This is a genomic window from Microbacterium sp. NFH-22A-Y (assembly GCF_021401375.1).
GTDB lineage: Bacteria > Actinomycetota > Actinomycetes > Actinomycetales > Microbacteriaceae > Microbacterium > Microbacterium hominis.
Map to the genome: position 1 here is coordinate 1093045 of NZ_JACBGF010000002.1, position 15402 is coordinate 1108446.

A 15402-nucleotide genomic window follows, 5' to 3' on the forward strand; every position below is an offset into this window, starting at 1 on the left:
GCATGGGCGTGACCAGATCGTTGTGGGCTCCGTTCGAGCGACGAATCGTGCGCGTGCCACGATGGGTTCATGGCCCCCCTTCCTACGTTTACCAAGGACGTCGTCCGGCGCGCGGCACTTCTGATCGCGCTGGCGGCGACCGTCGTGTCGCTGCCGGCTTGTGCGTCCGGCGGCTCTGTCGCGAGCTCCCCTTCGACCAGCGAGGCTGCGGCCTCCGCGCCCGAGAGCCCCACCCCCAGCTCGGCGATCGACACGGCCGCGCGCCCCGCTTTCGGAGGCGACTGCGCCTCCGTCGTGGACGCGGCGCGGCTCTCCTCGATTCTGGGCAGAGAGCTCGGGCAGGCTTCCGAGGAGACCTCGACCGGCGTGCGTACGCTCGGGGGCCTGGAATGCGTCTGGCGGACGGGGAGCGGTTCGGCCGTGCGCAGCTTTGCCGCTCCCGTCGATGTCGTCCCGGAAGCCACCCAGTCCCGCTACGGCAGCGTGGTCTGCGAGGGATACCTCTACGACGGTTGGGGGTGCCGGATCGCGGTCCGCAACGACACGACCTGGCTCCTGGTCACGATCGACGGCGAAGTGGGCGTCGAGGGGTCGGCGTCAAAGGCTCAACTGAGCGAGGACGCCGGAAAGCTCGCCCCGCTCTTCCAGGAGTCCCTGGCGGCATCGCCCGCTCCGCGAGCTGCGACCCCGAGCGCGGGATGGTGGGCGGCGCCCACCTGTGAGGACCTGGGGAGCCGACTCGATCTCGCGGGCATTCTCGACTCAGCCGATTTCGAGTCCGGGTATCCGTCGGGATTCGCCACCGACATCGCGTCGGAGCTGGCGATCGCGCGCGGGACGATGATCGACTGCAAGTGGTACTCGTCGTCCGCAGAGGGGATGACGGCGATCGTCATCACCGCCTATCCCGGCGCCGCGGATGAGTGGGAGCAGCTCGAGAACGACCTGTCGTCGCGGACAACGGTGACGCCCGTCGTCGTCGCAGGTGCGCAGCAGGCGATCGAGGGCACCGGCGCCATTCGTCCGGAGAGTTCGTTCGTGGCCGCCACCGACGGGATCAACCTCATCCAGGTCGCGGAGGCGCCCCGCACCGCCGACGCGACGGCGTCCGTGATCGCCGCGCTGAGCCAGGGCTGAGCGCGGCCGGCGGGCGGCGTCAGCGCGCGACGCTCATCGCCCGCCGACCCTCGCGCGTCCGCGCCAGGGCCCGCGACAGATCGGCGATCAGGTCGTCGACGTGCTCGAGTCCGATCGACAGTCGCAGGATGTCGGCGGCGGGACGCGCCTCGGGCGCGACGGGGCGGTGCGTGAGCGCCGCGGGATGCTGGACGAGCGAGTCGACGCCGCCCAGGGACACCGCGTGGGTGAACAGGCGCAGGGATGCCGCGACCTGTGCCGCCGCGTCGTAGCCGTCCCGCAGGCGCAGAGCGAGCATCGCGCCGCCGCCGTGCTGCTGGCGTGCCAGGAGTCCCTGCGGATCACCGTGCAGTCCGGGGTAGAAGACGTCGACGACCGCATCGTCCTCCTGCAGATGCCGAGCGATGTGCGCCGCCGACCCCTGCTGGGCGCGCATGCGCAGTGGCAGCGTCGGCAGCCCGCGGTGGAGGAGATACGCGCCGAGCGGATGGAGGATGCCGCCGGTGATGGCGCGCACGCGTCGTAGGGCCGCCGCGGACTCCGGGCCGCAGGCGATGACCCCGCCGACGACGTCGCCGTGGCCGCCGAGGTACTTCGTCGCGCTGTGCAGCGACATCGCCGCGCCGTGGTGGAGCGGCTGCTGCAGCACCGGGGTGGCGAAGGTGGTGTCCACGAGCACCGGCACGCCGTCCGCCTGCGCGACCACGTCGGCGATGTCGACGAGGTCCAGGGTGGGGTTCGCGGGCGTCTCGACGATCACCAGACCGGTGTCCGGTCGCAGCGACGCTCCGACCTCGTCCGCGGAGCAGAAGGTCACGTCGGTGCCGAGCAGGCCCGTCGCCAGCAGATGGTCACTGCCGCCGTACAGCGGTCGCACCGCCACGACGTGCGGGCGACCGACGGACACCGTGTGCGAGAGGACGGCGGCGGTGAGCGCGGCCATCCCGGACGCGAACGCGACAGCGGCCTCGGCGTGCTCGAGTGCCGCGAGGGCTTCCTCGAAGCGCGCCACGGTGGGGTTCCACAGCCGCGCGTACACGTGGCTGCCCCCGTCGATGGGCGTGCCCCCGGTGGCCAGCGCCTCGTAGGAGTCTCCGCCGCGCTCGACGTCCGGCAGGGGGTACGTGGATGACAGGTCCAGCGGCGGAGTGTGCACGCCGAGGGCGGCGAAGTCGTCACGACCGGCGTGGACGGCGAGTGTGTCGGGGTGCGTCATGCCCGCGAGTATGAAGGAAAGAGCGGCAGACCGCCTGCGTGATTGCGGAAAGAGCAATCGGGTGATCGAATTGTGCCGCTGTCATCAATCCCGCGCGACCGTGAGGAGCCGCCCTTGCCGGAATCACAAGGCGCCGCATCCGCTCTGGACGAGCTCGACCTCCGTGTGCTCGCGGCGATCGTGCGCGCTCCCGGGCGCTCCAACAAGGCGCTCGCCGATGATCTCGGCATCGCCGAGTCGACGTGCGCGTACCGCGTGCGGACGCTGCGTTCGCGCGGCGTGCTCACCGGCGTGCGGGTGCTCGTCGACCCGGCATCCCTCGGTCTGCCGCTGCAGGCGGTCATCCGCGTCCGGCTCGGCCGTCACACCCGCGAGGGCGTCGGCCGGCTCTTCGATGCGATCGTCGCGACCCCCGGAGTGATCGAGGCGTTCCACGTCGCGGGCGAGGACGACTTCCTCGTGCACGTCGCGGTCGAGGATGCCGCGGCGCTGCGTGACATCGTGCTGCAGCACATCACCGTGCACGAGTCGGTGCGCACGACCGAGACCCACCTGGTCTTCGAGCGGCGCGAGGGCGTCGGGCCGCTCGCCCGCGTCACCGGGGAGCGACCGTCGGGTCCCACAGCGAGTGATAAGCGTTGATCGCCGGCTGTCCGCCCAGGTGCGCGTAGAGCACGGTCGACGACGCCGGGATGTCGCGCGAGCCGACGAGATCGATGAGTCCCGCGAGAGACTTCCCCTCGTAGACCGGGTCGGTGATCATCGCCTCCAGCTGCGCGCCGATGGCCATCGCCTCCATCGTCGAGTCGACGGGGATGCCGTACAGCTCGCCCGCCCAGCCCTCCAGCACCTGGATCTCGTCGTCGCGGAGGTCGCGGCCGAGCTCGATGAGCTCCGCGGTGTGGCGGGCGATGCGCGCCACCTGGTCCCGGGTCTTCTGGAGCGTGGCGGACGCGTCGATCCCGAGCACGCGGCGCTTCACCCCGGTGGCCTCCTCCAGCGCCGCGAACCCGGCGATCATGCCCGCGTGGGTGGAGCCGGTCACGGTGCACACGATGATCGTGTCGAAGAACACCCCGAGCTGCTTCTCCTGTTCGGCGACCTCGAACGCCCAGTTCGCGAAACCGAGGCCGCCGAGCGGGTGCTCGCTCGCGCCGGCCGGGATCGGATAGGGCGTTCCGCCGCCCGCCTCGACCTCGGCGAGGGCCTGCTTCCAGGAATCGCGGATGCCGATGTCGAACCCGGCGTCGTCGAGGCGCGAGTCCGCGCCCATCATGCGCGAGAGCAGGATGTTGCCGACCTTGTCGTTGGTGGGGTCGTCCCACGGAACCCACTTCTCCTGCACGAGCCGCGCCTTCAGCCCGAGGTGCGCCGCGACGGCCGCGACCTGTCGGGTGTGGTTGGACTGGTAGCCGCCGATCGAGACGATCGTGTCGGCGCCGGAGGCGAGGATGTCGGGGACGATGTACTCGAGCTTGCGTACCTTGTTGCCGCCGAACGCGAGGCCACTGTTCACGTCTTCGCGTTTCGCCCAGATCTGCGCACCGCCGAGGTGATCGCTGAGCCGCGCCAGGTGCTGCAACGGGCTGGGGCCGAACGTGAGGGGGTGGCGCGGGAACTCGTGCAGCTTCATGCGGGGTCCTGTTCGATCGGGGTGGTCCGGGTGGTCGGGATGCCGAGGCTCTGCCACGTCTGCTCGGCCAGGCGGGCGGCGCCGTCGGCGTCGCCGTCGGCGCACAGCGCGATGAGTCGTTCATGCCGAGCGGCCGACTCTGCTCCTTCGTGCGAGGCGAACCGCAGCCGCTCCACGCGACGCAGGACCGGCTCGTACTGGGCGATGACCGCGACGGCGGCCGCGTTGCCGCTGGCATCGAGCGCGACGCGATGGAAGCGCTCGTCCGCGGCGAGGGCGGCGTCGGTGTCGCCGGCCCGCTGCGCGGCGGTGAACGCCGCGTTGGCGTCGCGCATGGCGGACAGATCGGCCGTCGTCAGCCGCGGCACGGCCGTCCGCACGGCGAGGGCGTGGAGAGCGCCGACGACGGCCTGAGCATCGCGGATCGCTCGGGGGTCGAGGGGGGCGACGACGGTGGAGCGGCCGGGCGTGGCCGTCACGAGTCCGGCGCGGGCGAGCTCGAGCAGCGCCTCGCGCACGGGCGTCCGGCTGACGCCGAGCCGTTCGGCCAGCTCGACGTCGCGCAGCTGTTCGCCGGGCGCGAGCGTGCCGTCGACGATGGCGTCGCGCAAGCGGGCGTGCACGTCGTCGCGCAGGAGGGCGCGCGGTACGGGCGTGAGCGAGAGAGACACGATATGCAATATATCGCATCGCGGAATGGAGCAGGAGTCGAGAGGCGCGCGGATGACCGCGGGTCTCAGGCGGGGGCGAACGCGATGGTCCCGTCCGGGACGGATGCCGCGAGAAGCCGGAGCGCGGCGCTCGTCCCGGGGGCGGCGTCGAGGCCCGTGACCGTCGCCTCGACCGGGGGCCGATCGATCTGGACGCGGGCCGTCGTGCCGCGGACGTTCAGCACGAGCGCGTCGAACACCTCTCCCTCGTGCCCGGCGAGCAGCGCCGCCTCGACGCGATCGATCGACCCCGCGTCCAGACGGCCCGCGACGGCGGCGCTCCGCGCCATCGCTGCCGGCAGCCCGGCCAGCGACGAACGCGCCCACTCGGGCACCTCGCGGCCGTTCGCGAGCGCGTCGCAGATGACCAGCGACCAGCGGTCGACGAGGCGCCGCAGCGGCGCGGTCGTGTGGGCGTACGGAGCGCCGATCGCCGCCTGCATCGTCTCGGTCGGCACGTCGCCGTCGAACGTCGTGTAGCCCGCGCCGCGGAACAGGGCTGCCGCGTACTCGCGGACCACCCGCGCGGCGGGGGAGCGGTCGAGACCGCGGAGATAGTCCCCGTACGCCACCTCCGGTGCCCACGGCATCCCGAGCGCGACGGTCTGTGACCGGAAGGACGCCACATCCTCCGCGGCGGCGGGCGGCATGGTCCGCAGGATGCCGATGCGACCGTCGATCATGATCTGCGCCGCGGCCATGCCCGTCAGCAGCGACACATCGGCATTCCAGTCCTCGAGCGGTACCCCGTCGCTGCGATCGAGGGCGTACTCCCCGGGCTCTCCGGCCGGTGGCGAGACGACGCGGGTCTCGGGCAGGTTCAGGCTCGCGCCGCCGCGCTCCCGCTCGCGGTCGGCGCGCGCCGCACCGAACCAGGGGAGCGCCAGGAGCGTGGCCGGCGCGTCGCCCGCATCGATCGCGCGTTGCGCGTCCACGTACGACCATTGCCGCCGCGAGCGCACCACCGCGCGGGTGAGGGTCGTCTCGACGGGCCGCGCGCCGTCGTCGAGGACGAATCGCCAGACGAACGCGCGGCGATCTCGGCCCGGAAGCAGCGAGGCGGCGCCGTCGCCGAGCACCCCCGGATGCAGCGGGATGCGGCCGTCGGGAGCGTAGAGGGTCTGGCCGCGGCGGCGGGTCTCGGCATCCAGCGCGCCGCCGGCGCTCACGAACGCGGGGACGTCGGCGATCGCGTAGTGCAGGATCGCCCCGCTCGCGGTGCGTTCGAGGTGCAGCGCCTGGTCGAGGTCGGTGGAGCCGGCGGGATCGATCGTGAGGAAGGGGATGTCGCGCAGATCGGCCAGCCCGGATGCCGAGGGCGCGACCGGCACGGTGTCGGCGGCACGCTCCGCCTCGGCCTGCGCATCGGCGGGGTACCCGTCCGGGAGATCGAGCGCGCGGCGCAGGGCTTGCAGCGACGCGGCGAGCTGACCCCCGATGGAGCTGCCGATGAGCCGGGAGCGACGCTGGACCACGCGCCCAGTGTAGGTGGAGACGGGCGCGAACCTTTCGGCCGGTGCTGGACACTACACAGTGTGAGCAATGACGATGCGGACGCATGGCGGAGGCTGTGCGCCGGTGACGATACGGCGATGCGCGACCTCTTCGATCTCCACGAGGCCCGTCTCTTCCGTCAGGCGTGTCGTCTGCTCGCCGATCGGGAGGACGCCAAGGATGCCGTGGCGATCGCCTTCCTCGAGGCGTGGCGGAAGAAGGCCGCCGTGCGCCTCGTCGACGGCTCTCCGCTGCCCTGGCTGTTGACCACCGTCGTCAACACCTCCCGGAACGTGGAGCGATCTCGCCGGCGCTACCGCGCGTTGCTGGCACGGACGCCCGCGGCGGCGGCCGTCGATCCCCCCGTGGCGCCGGATGAGAGCGGCGTGCTCGCCTCTCTCGCCCAGCTCCCGGGCGTGGAGCGCAGCGTCGTGGTCCTCGTGGTGCTCGAGGGCTACTCGGAGCGTGAGGCGGCGGATGCACTCGGCATCCCCGTCGGCACCGTCAAATCGAGGCTGTCTCGCGCGAAGGCCCGACTGCGGGACGGGATGGCGGCACTGGAGGCATCGTGGACCTGAACGAAGAACTCACCCCGCGCGAGCACGCCGAACTCCGCGAGAGTGTGGTCACCGGCGTCGGTCGTCTGCGGGCAGCACGCGCGCGGCGGTCGCGCATCGTCGCCGGCGTCGCCGCCGCCGCTCTGGTTGCCGTCGTCGTCACGGCGGTCGCGTTCACGACGCTGCGGCAGCCCGACCGGGTGACCACGCCGATCGAGACCATGTCGCCCTCGCCCTCGCCCTCGGCGACGCGTGCGCCGACGCCGGAACCGTCGCCGTCGGCATCGGGCAGCATGCCACCCGTTGCTTCATCGTCGCCGTCCATCGCTTTCGATGACGACTGCGCCGCGGTGATGAGCACCGTCGCCCTCTCGGCTGCGTGGGGGTCCGAAGCCACCGCGGAAGCGCGCAGCTACTTCTTCGTCGACGTGCGAACGGCTGGGGGGATCACGTGCGACTGGCGCTTCGCTGACGGCACCACTCTCCGCGTCTCGGCAATGCCGTCTTCGGTCGTAGATAGCAGTCTCCGGAGCACGTACGAATCGGCTCTTTGTGAGCCGGTGCCGTGGCTTTCGACAGGATGCCGAAAAGCCGTGGAGGATGACAAGACCTGGCTTCTGGCTACAGTTTCGGGCGATGTGTACCAGTTCGTCGACGGAGAGTTCGATGAGGCCGCTGTGCGTCAACGGCTCGACGCGCTGACGCCGTTGCTGTTCGACGCACTCGCGCGCGCCGGAGCCCCGTCTGCGGCGACGAGAACCGACGAGTGGTGGCCACAAGTGACGTGCGACGATCTTGCAACGAAGATTCCGTTGGCTCAGCTCCTGGGATCATCCGGCTATCAGACGGGATTTGGTGGCGAGGCAAGCGCCGATGTCGACTCTCGGGTTGCCGGTGCGCAGGGTTTTGGCCTCCAATGCGGTTGGCGGCCCTCTGATGACTCGGCATCGGGATCGAGCATGATGATCATGCTGTATCCGGGCGGCGCCTGGGATTGGGAGCGGATCGCGACCGCGACGGATCCGGTCGGTGATGTCGTGCCGGTGAACGTCGACGGTGCTCGCGCCGCAGTGGCGACGCGGTCGGAGACCAGCTCTCCGCTGAGCAACGTCTACGCGTCGGACGGTGTGAACGTCGTGAGGGTCTTCAGCGCACCAGATCCGCTGGCCGCCGCCGCCGCCCTCCTGGCAGCGATGAAGGGTGCGAGGGGATAGCCAGTGGCTGCGGACTAGGCTTGACGCTCGTGGTCACCCGTCTGTCGAACTTCTTCCTCCGCACGCTTCGCGAAGACCCCTCGGATGCCGAGGTCACGAGCCACCGTCTGCTCGTGCGCGCCGGCTACATCCGCCGTCAGGCGCCGGGGATCTTCGCGTGGCTGCCGCTGGGCCTGCGCGTGAAGGCCCGCATCGAGACCATCATCCGCGAGGAGATGACGGCGGCCGGAGCGCAGGAGGTCCACTTTCCGGCGCTCATGCCGCGCGACCCCTACGAGGCGACCGGGCGCTGGGAGGAGTACGGCGACGGCATCTTCCGACTCAAGGACCGCAAGGGCGCCGACTACCTGCTCGCCCCCACCCACGAAGAGGCGTTCACGCTGCTGGTGAAGGACCTGTACGGCTCCTACAAAGACCTGCCGCTGACGATCTACCAGATCCAGGACAAGTACCGCGACGAGGCCCGCCCGCGTGCGGGTCTCCTGCGCGGCCGCGAGTTCACGATGAAGGACGCCTACTCCTTCGACTACACCGACGCCGGGCTCGACACCAGCTACATGGCCCAGCGCGACGCCTACGAGCGGATCTTCCAGCGCCTGGGCCTGGAGTACGTCATCGTCCAGGCGGATGCCGGGGCGATGGGCGGCTCGCGCAGCGAGGAGTTCCTGCACCCGACGGCGATCGGCGAGGACACGTTCGTGCGCTCGGCCGGCGGCTACGCGGCCAATGTGGAGGCGTTCGAGACCCTGGCGCCCGAGCCCATCGCGTTCGACGGGTTCGGCGAGCCGGTGATCTTCGACTCCCCGAACACGCCCACGATCGACACGCTCGTGGCGCACACCAACGCCGTGCTCGACGGTGAGTACACCGCCGCCGACACCCTCAAGAACGTCGTCCTCGCGCTCACGCACCTCGACGGCACCCGCGAGCTCGTCGTCGTCGGCCTCCCCGGCGACCGCGACGTCGACGACAAGCGCGTCGAGGTGGCGTTCGCGCCCGCCGAGGTCGAGCCCGCCACGCCCGAGGACTTCGAGAAGCACCCGCTGCTGGTCAAGGGGTACATCGGACCGTGGTCGCCCCAGGGCGCGATCCTGGGCGAGGAGTCGGCTACCGGCATCCGCTACGTCCTCGACCCCCGCGTCGTGGACGGCACGCGCTGGATCACCGGCGCGAACATCGACCAGAAGCACGTGCACTCGCTCGTCGCCGGTCGCGACTTCGCCGCCGACGGGTACGTCGAGGTCGCGACGGTGCGCGCCGGCGACCCGGCGCCCGACGGCTCCGGCCCGGTCGAGCTCGCCCGTGGCATGGAGATCGGCCACGTCTTCCAGCTGGGGCGCAAGTATGCGGACGCGCTCGGTCTCAAGGTGCTCGACGAGAACGGCAAGCTCGTGACCGTCACGATGGGCTCCTACGGCATCGGCGTCACCCGCATCCTCGCGATCATCGCCGAGCTCAACAACGACGACAAGGGCCTCATCTGGCCGGCATCCGTGGCGCCGTTCGACGTGCAGGTCGTGGCGACGGGGCGGGATGCCGTGGCCTTCGAGCTCGCCGAGAAGCTGTCGGCCGACCTCGAGGGTGCGGGACTCGACGTGCTCTACGACGACCGGCCGAAGGTCTCGCCGGGTGTGAAGTTCGGTGATGCCGAGCTCGTCGGCGTTCCGCAGATCGTCATCGTCGGCCGCGGGGCGGCCGACGGCGAGGTGGAGCTGTGGGATCGCCGGTCCGGAGAGCGCACGCTCGTCTCGGCGGCCGACGCCGTCGCCCGCCTGTCGGTCCGCTGACGGCGCGCCGGCACCGACACCCCCCACCCGCGGCCGCGGGTCAGAACGGTGGTGGTCCGGTGTCGTCCGCACGCTCGGCGACGGGGCGGAACACCGGGGTTCGACGCTCCGGCTCCACGAGGTAGCGTCGGCCGTACGGCGAGGTCCACTCCAAGACGCCTCCGCTGTCGGGAACCTGGACCACCGTCCAACCGCCATGATGCTTCACCTTGTGGTGGCCCGGGCACAGGGGAGCGAGGTTGTCCGCCGCGGTCGCTCCGCCCTCGGACCAGGCGAGCGTGTGGTCGATCTCACACCGTGAGGCCGGCATGACGCACCCGGGTGCCATGCAGCGCTCGGCCCGCCACCGTACGAGGCGCCGGAGCTCGGGCGGCGGGTCGTACCTGCGGCGCCCGACGGACAGCACGGCGCCGGTCTCGGGATGGGTCAGCACGCGCATCCAGCCCCTGGCGCCACCGCTGAGCTCGCGGGCCCGCTCGATCGGGATCGGACCGAGGCCCTCGACCTGCGCCGGTTCTCCGGCGCCGTGCGCGTCTTCCCGCAAGGACAGCGCCGGAACGGTCACGACCACGGTCGGACGGATTCCCCGCGCCGAGGGGGAGTGGCCGTCGCAGCGACCGTCGATCAGCAGATCGCAGAGGACGTCGGCACGCACCTGGTCGAGGGAACGGTCGTCGGCGGGTGGGGGCGTGGCGTCGGCGGACGCGTCGGGGACGGCCCGGCGTCCGGTCATCGCCGCGGCCATCCGCGTCAGCCGGTCGAAGATCGCGTGGGCCTCGACGCTGGGCAGATGCGCGGTCAGGACGGACATGCCGTCGGCGGCCGGGACGACGTGCACGCGGCGCTGCGCGAGGGCGCGCTCGTGCGTCTCGGTGAGGGTCTGCACCGCCTCGGCCGCGACGAGGTCGCGCAGGCGACGCCGGAACGTCCCCGCGGGGAGGTCCTCGGCCAGCCGAACCGCTCGATCGACGAGCCGTGCGCGCACCGCCGGATCCGTGGCATCCAGCACGTCGACGAGGAATCGCGCGTGCTGATCGGTGATGCGCGCCGCCCCCAACGCCTCGAGCGCCCGCGGGTAGCGCTCGACCAGCGCCGTCGAGCGCGCCATCAGGTCGCCCGCGGCGTACTCGGTGATGCGCAGCGCGGCGGCGAGCTCGAGGCGCAGCGAGCGGTCGATCATCTCGTCGGCGCAGGCACGGGAGGAGGCCGTCGCCATCGCATCGCGGCGGGCGGCCGCGACGCACACGTATTGCTCGGCCGTGTGCACCGCCACGAGAGTGGCGATGTCGGCCACCTGATCGACCGGATCGCGGGGGAGGAGTGCCGTCTCGAAGGCCGCGACATCCGACCAGTACCCGGGATAGGGCTCCGTCTCGATGTCATCGTCCATACGTCGATCCTAGAACAAAGATTCGAATGTGGGAAGAGGGAAGGAGACGTTCTCGCCGCGTTCACCCGAACTGGGTCCGGGATGTCAGGCTGGAGCCATGTCAGATCGCTCCACGCTCCCGTCCACCGTCACCGACGGCATCCGCCGGCTGCTCGACGACGCCGGCATCACGACCGACGCCGATCTCATCGCCCGCATCCTCGCGACGGGCGTGGGCATGGGGCTCGACGGCGCCGACCGCCTCGACCTCAAGATCACCTCGGCCGCCCTCACCGAGATGCGCGCGGCCTTCGAGCTGTTCGCGCCCTTCCGCGGTGTGCCCAAGGTCACCGTGTTCGGTTCGGCCCGCACCGCCCCCGACTCGCCGCTCTACCGCCTGACCGTCGAGCTCACCGCGGCGCTCGCCGCCCGCGGATGGATGACCGTGACGGGGGCGGGCCCCGGGATCATGCAGGCGGCGGCCGAAGGCGCGGGCCCGCAGCACTCCCTCGGGGTCTCCATCCGCCTGCCGTTCGAGGAGAAGCCGAACGCGATCATCGCCGCGCACGCCCGCAACGTCGCGATGAAGTACTTCTTCACGAGGAAGCTCATGCTGGTCAAGGAGTCCAGCGGCTTCGTGTGCATGCCCGGCGGCTTCGGCACGCTCGACGAGATGTTCGAGCTGCTGACGCTGCAGCAGACCGGCAAGGCCGCGCCCACGCCGATCGTGCTGCTGGACCGTCCCGGCGGCGGCTTCTGGCACGGGCTGCAGCGTTTCGCCGACGACCAGCTCATCCCCGAGGGCGTGATCTCTCCGGACGACCTCGACCGGGTGGTCGTGACCGACTCCGTGGATGCCGCCGTGGACGAGCTCACGGGCTTCTACCGCAACTACGTCTCGCTGCGGTGGGTCGGTCGACGGCTCGTGCTGCGCCTGCGTGCGGAGCCGACCGACGCGGAGGTGGATGCGCTGAACGCTCGCTTCGGCTCGCTGCTGGCCGAAGGCGTGATCGAACGCCGCGGTCCCTTGAAGGCCGAGCGGGAGGACGACGACGACGTCGCCGCGCCCCGCCTCGTCATGCGCTACGCGCAGCGGCGCGTGGGTGAGCTGCACCACCTCATCCGCGCCGTCAACGCGCTGCCGAGCGCCCCCGCGGAGGCGCGCCCGGCCTGAGTCGGCCCGAGGTGCGCGTCAGCGGACCAGCCTGCCGTGGTTCATGGTGTCGTCCGGCGTCTCCCGCGTGACGAGAGCCTTGAGCATGCCGGCGGCCATCGCGAGCGTGCCGTGCGCCGGTTCCCAGAACTCGGTCACGATCGGCGTCACCGTCAGCAGTGCGATGTCGGGGGTGTCCAGCCCCTCCTCGAACCAGATGTCCAGCGACGGCGACCACAGCTGCTCCATCCGTGCGCGGTCGTGCACGATCGTCGCGCGACCGGCCACCGACACGTAGCGCATGCCCTTGGCGTCGCAGTAGGCGAGGTTCACGTCGTGGTCCGCCTCGACCTCGTCGGCCTTCTTCGTCTCGTCGGAGGTGAAGAACCAGATCACGCCGTCGTCGTCCATCTCGCGGGTGCTCATCGGACGGCTCACGAGGCGCCCGTCGGCGTCCACGGTCGTGAGCATGGTGATGTCGATGTCCTCGACGAGTTCCTTGACGCGGTCGCGCGCCTCGATTCCAGTGAGTTCGGTCATGACTCGACCCTGCCCGTCGCCGGGATGTCGCCCCAGGGCCTTGACAGACGCGGCGGCCCGGCTCACAGGCGGGCGTAGCGCGCCCGGAAACCGGCGGCGACCGTCAGCAGCACCCCGAGGATGCCGAGGGCCGCGCTCACGATTCCGGGTCGCCGTGCCCGTCCGGACGACGGATCCACGCGGGGCCGAGCGGCACCACGTGGCGCCCCATCGTGCGCCACGCGAACTTCTCGACGAGCAGGTAGAAGGCCAACGCGGACGCGCCCAGCAGGAACCACGCGCCCACGGTGCCGACCGCGGCGGTCCCGGCGAAGGAGCCGACCGATTCGAGGCCCAGGCCGAGGGCGACGCACACGAGCGTGAGCGGAAGCGCGGTGTTGTGGGTGGCGCCCGCGAAGACGAACCCCAGGGCGATGACCGCGAACATCATGGAGAAGAGCGGCCGCGCCGGTCCCGACACCTCGAAGAAGCCCAGCTCCCCGCCGAGGAGGAACCCCGGCATGCAGATCCAGTACCACCCGAACGCGTTGTACACGATGAAGTGGAAGTCGTCGCCGATGAAGTACGAGAGCATGCCCGCGGTGACCTGCACGACGCCGCCGAAGACCGCGCCGACCCAGAACACGGCGCTCTCGTTCTGAACGCCGAGGTGCGCCAGCTGCGCGGTCAAGGTCGCGATCACGAACCCGAGCAGACCGATCAGACCGGGATCGGCGCGCCGCGGCTGCGGGATCGCTCGGTCGACGGCGGGTGAGGCGGCATCCATCTGGCAAGTATGCACGTCCGCGCACGTCCGCCGCCGCGGGACGATCGGCTAAAATCGTGCAGATGACCGAGGGTGACCTCGCGTCGAGAGCTGAATAGGGAGGCACCTGTGGACATCGATCTGGGACTGCTGCGAACGGTCGAGCGCGAGAAGGAGATCCCGTTCGACGAACTCGTCGGGATCATCGAGCAGGCGATCCTCACCGCCTACGCCAAGCACACCTCGCCCACCGGCGAACTGCCCGAGGGCGCCCGCGCCGAGCTCGACCGCAAGACGGGGCACGTCGCCGTGTTCATCCCGCTCCGCGACGAGGAGGGGGTCGTCATCGGCGAGGAGGAGTCCACCCCCGAGGACTTCGGACGCATCGCCGCGTTCGCGGCCAAGCAGGTGATCGGCCAGCGTCTGCGCGACATCGCCGACGATGCGATCCTGGGCGAGTTCCGCGGCAAGGAGGGCGACATCGTCGCCGGCGTCATCCAGCAGGGCCCCAACCCGCGGATGGTGCACGTCGACCTCGGCACGGTCGAGGCGATCCTTCCGCCCGAGGAGCAGGTCGCGGGCGAGCAGTACCCGCACGGCTCCCGGCTGCGCGTCTACGTCACCTCCGTGTCCAAGGGCACCAAGGGTCCGCAGATCACGGTCTCGCGCACCCATCCGGGTCTCGTGCGCAAGCTGTTCGCGCTCGAGGTCCCCGAGATCGCCTCCGGTCTGGTCGAGATCACGTCGCTGGCGCGCGAGGCCGGTCACCGCACCAAGATCGCGGTGACGGCGAAGGATCCCGCCATCAACGCCAAGGGCGCCTGCATCGGCGAGCTCGGCCGGCGTGTGCGCGCGGTCACGGAGGAGCTCGGCGGGGAGAAGATCGACATCGTCGACTACGACCCCGAGCTGGCGAAGTTCGTCGCGAACGCCCTGTCGCCGGCGAAGGTCACCTCCAGCTTCGTGCTGGATGCCGGCACCAAGGCGGTCCGCGCCCTCGTCCCCGACTACCAGCTGTCGCTCGCCATCGGCAAGGAGGGGCAGAACGCCCGCCTCGCGGCCAAGCTCACGGGCGCCAAGATCGACATCCAGCCGGATTCGATCCTCGAGTCGTGACGCGAGGGTGAGCGAGGGGGCGCCGCGACCGCGTCGAATTCCCGACGCGGCGAGTGGGGGTAGGATGGAAGCCGTTCGAACGTGCGTGGGATGCCGCGCGCGCGACCTCCGGTCCGCCCTCCTGCGAGTGGTGGAGCGAGACGGTGTCCTCATCGCCGATGAGAAGGCCGTCCTTCCCGGGCGGGGCGCGTGGGTGCACGACACGCACGGGTGTGTGGATACCGCCATCCGGCGCCGCGCCTTCGGACGAGCATTGCGTGTGTCGGGCCCGCTCGACACGCAGACCTTTCAGAACACCCACCAGCGAAACGGCTGAACGGCTATGGACACAAAGTGAACGGCTCGAAATGAGACCCGTCCGCAAGTAACGGTCTGCCCTGTCCGGGGGAGACCTCAGACAGGAGAATTGTGGCAAACCCACGCGTGCACGAAATCGCCTCCGAGATCGGCGTCGACAGCAAAGTCGCCCTCGCGAAGCTGAAGGAGCTCGGCGAATACGTCAAGAGCCCGTCATCCACCATCGCGCCCCCCGTGGCGCGCAAGCTCCGTGCGGCCCTCGAGGCCGACGGCGCCGCCAAGAAGTCCTCTGACGCCGCCCCGGCCGCCCCTCGTGCGGCCTCCGGTGCGCCGACCCCCGGCGCGCGCCCCGCGGCGCGTCCCGGCCCGGCGAAGCCGGCGGCTCCCGCTCCGGCGGCGCCCGCGGCATCCGCTCCGGCGGCACCGGCGCCCAG

Annotated in this window: 16 protein-coding genes; 9 read left to right on the forward strand and 7 right to left on the reverse strand. The window is 71.0% G+C overall.

Annotation, left to right across the window (positions count from 1 at the left end):
• The first annotated feature begins 69 nt into the window (after positions 1-69).
• Positions 70-1137, forward strand: coding sequence for a hypothetical protein (locus L0965_RS10885; protein WP_101306614.1), 1068 nt, complete (start codon positions 70-72; stop codon positions 1135-1137).
• A 19-nt stretch (positions 1138-1156) separates the two neighbouring features.
• On the opposite strand, the gene L0965_RS10890 is transcribed toward L0965_RS10885, so the two are convergent.
• Positions 1157-2353: a PLP-dependent aspartate aminotransferase family protein gene (locus L0965_RS10890; RefSeq protein ID WP_101306613.1), complete on the reverse strand. Its 1197-nt coding sequence runs from the start codon at positions 2351-2353 to the stop codon at positions 1157-1159.
• A gap of 114 nt (positions 2354-2467) precedes the next feature.
• Between L0965_RS10890 and L0965_RS10895 the strand changes: the two genes are divergently transcribed.
• The gene (locus L0965_RS10895; protein ID WP_101306612.1) at positions 2468-2995 is read left to right on the forward strand and encodes an Lrp/AsnC family transcriptional regulator; all 528 of its coding nucleotides are present in this window, start codon (positions 2468-2470) and stop codon (positions 2993-2995) included.
• Here L0965_RS10895 and L0965_RS10900 read toward each other — a convergent pair.
• From L0965_RS10900 to L0965_RS10910, 3 genes are all read right to left on the reverse strand, one after another.
• The gene (locus tag L0965_RS10900; protein ID WP_060960490.1) at positions 2949-3986 is read right to left on the reverse strand and encodes a 1-aminocyclopropane-1-carboxylate deaminase; all 1038 of its coding nucleotides are present in this window, start codon (positions 3984-3986) and stop codon (positions 2949-2951) included. The two genes, L0965_RS10895 and L0965_RS10900, sit on opposite strands and share 47 nt — an antisense overlap.
• A complete protein-coding gene (locus L0965_RS10905) occupies positions 3983-4657 on the reverse strand; it encodes a GntR family transcriptional regulator (protein WP_101306611.1) in 675 nt (224 codons plus the stop codon). The genes L0965_RS10900 and L0965_RS10905 overlap by 4 nt, the downstream gene beginning before the upstream one ends.
• A 65-nt stretch (positions 4658-4722) precedes the next feature.
• Positions 4723-6171: an RNB domain-containing ribonuclease gene (locus L0965_RS10910; protein ID WP_101306610.1), complete on the reverse strand. Its 1449-nt coding sequence runs from the start codon at positions 6169-6171 to the stop codon at positions 4723-4725.
• Between the two features lie 117 nt (positions 6172-6288).
• Between L0965_RS10910 and L0965_RS10915 the strand changes: the two genes are divergently transcribed.
• The 3 genes from L0965_RS10915 to L0965_RS10925 are packed head-to-tail and all read left to right on the forward strand — an operon-like array spanning position 6289 to position 9748.
• Complete coding sequence (locus tag L0965_RS10915; protein ID WP_101306609.1) at positions 6289-6768, forward strand: RNA polymerase sigma factor; 480 nt, start codon at positions 6289-6291, stop codon at positions 6766-6768.
• Positions 6759-7961 (forward strand): hypothetical protein, encoded by a 1203-nt coding sequence (locus L0965_RS10920; RefSeq protein WP_101306608.1) that lies wholly within the window; start codon positions 6759-6761, stop codon positions 7959-7961. Before L0965_RS10915 ends, L0965_RS10920 begins: the two co-directional genes overlap by 10 nt.
• 29 nt (positions 7962-7990) lie before the next feature.
• Positions 7991-9748, forward strand: a complete 1758-nt coding sequence (locus L0965_RS10925; RefSeq protein WP_101307253.1) for a proline--tRNA ligase — start codon at positions 7991-7993, stop codon at positions 9746-9748.
• A gap of 40 nt (positions 9749-9788) precedes the next feature.
• Here L0965_RS10925 and L0965_RS10930 read toward each other — a convergent pair whose 3' ends face one another.
• Positions 9789-11138: an HNH endonuclease signature motif containing protein gene (locus tag L0965_RS10930; protein WP_101306607.1), complete on the reverse strand. Its 1350-nt coding sequence runs from the start codon at positions 11136-11138 to the stop codon at positions 9789-9791.
• Positions 11139-11235: 97 nt separating this feature from the next.
• Here L0965_RS10930 and L0965_RS10935 point away from each other — a divergent pair, with 97 nt between their 5' ends.
• The gene (locus L0965_RS10935) at positions 11236-12291 is read left to right on the forward strand and encodes a TIGR00730 family Rossman fold protein (RefSeq protein WP_101306606.1); all 1056 of its coding nucleotides are present in this window, start codon (positions 11236-11238) and stop codon (positions 12289-12291) included.
• Between the two features lie 18 nt (positions 12292-12309).
• On the opposite strand, the gene L0965_RS10940 is transcribed toward L0965_RS10935, so the two are convergent.
• Both L0965_RS10940 and L0965_RS10945 read right to left on the reverse strand, forming a co-directional pair.
• The gene (locus tag L0965_RS10940; RefSeq protein ID WP_060960483.1) at positions 12310-12810 is read right to left on the reverse strand and encodes a pyridoxamine 5'-phosphate oxidase family protein; all 501 of its coding nucleotides are present in this window, start codon (positions 12808-12810) and stop codon (positions 12310-12312) included.
• 136 nt (positions 12811-12946) lie between these two features.
• Positions 12947-13576: an acetate uptake transporter family protein gene (locus L0965_RS10945; protein ID WP_101306605.1), complete on the reverse strand. Its 630-nt coding sequence runs from the start codon at positions 13574-13576 to the stop codon at positions 12947-12949.
• Positions 13577-13684: 108 nt separating this feature from the next.
• On the opposite strand from L0965_RS10945, the gene nusA reads away from it, so the two are divergent.
• The 3 genes from nusA to L0965_RS10960 all read left to right on the forward strand — a co-directional run.
• The gene (gene nusA, locus L0965_RS10950; protein WP_060960482.1) at positions 13685-14671 is read left to right on the forward strand and encodes a transcription termination factor NusA; all 987 of its coding nucleotides are present in this window, start codon (positions 13685-13687) and stop codon (positions 14669-14671) included.
• Positions 14672-14735: 64 nt separating this feature from the next.
• Entirely contained in the window at positions 14736-14987 is a 252-nt protein-coding gene (locus L0965_RS10955) for a YlxR family protein (RefSeq protein WP_060960481.1), read from the forward strand.
• Positions 14988-15079: 92 nt separating this feature from the next.
• Positions 15080-15402: translation initiation factor IF-2 N-terminal domain-containing protein (locus L0965_RS10960; RefSeq protein WP_234057985.1), on the forward strand; the 323-nt coding region annotated here is incomplete at its 3' end.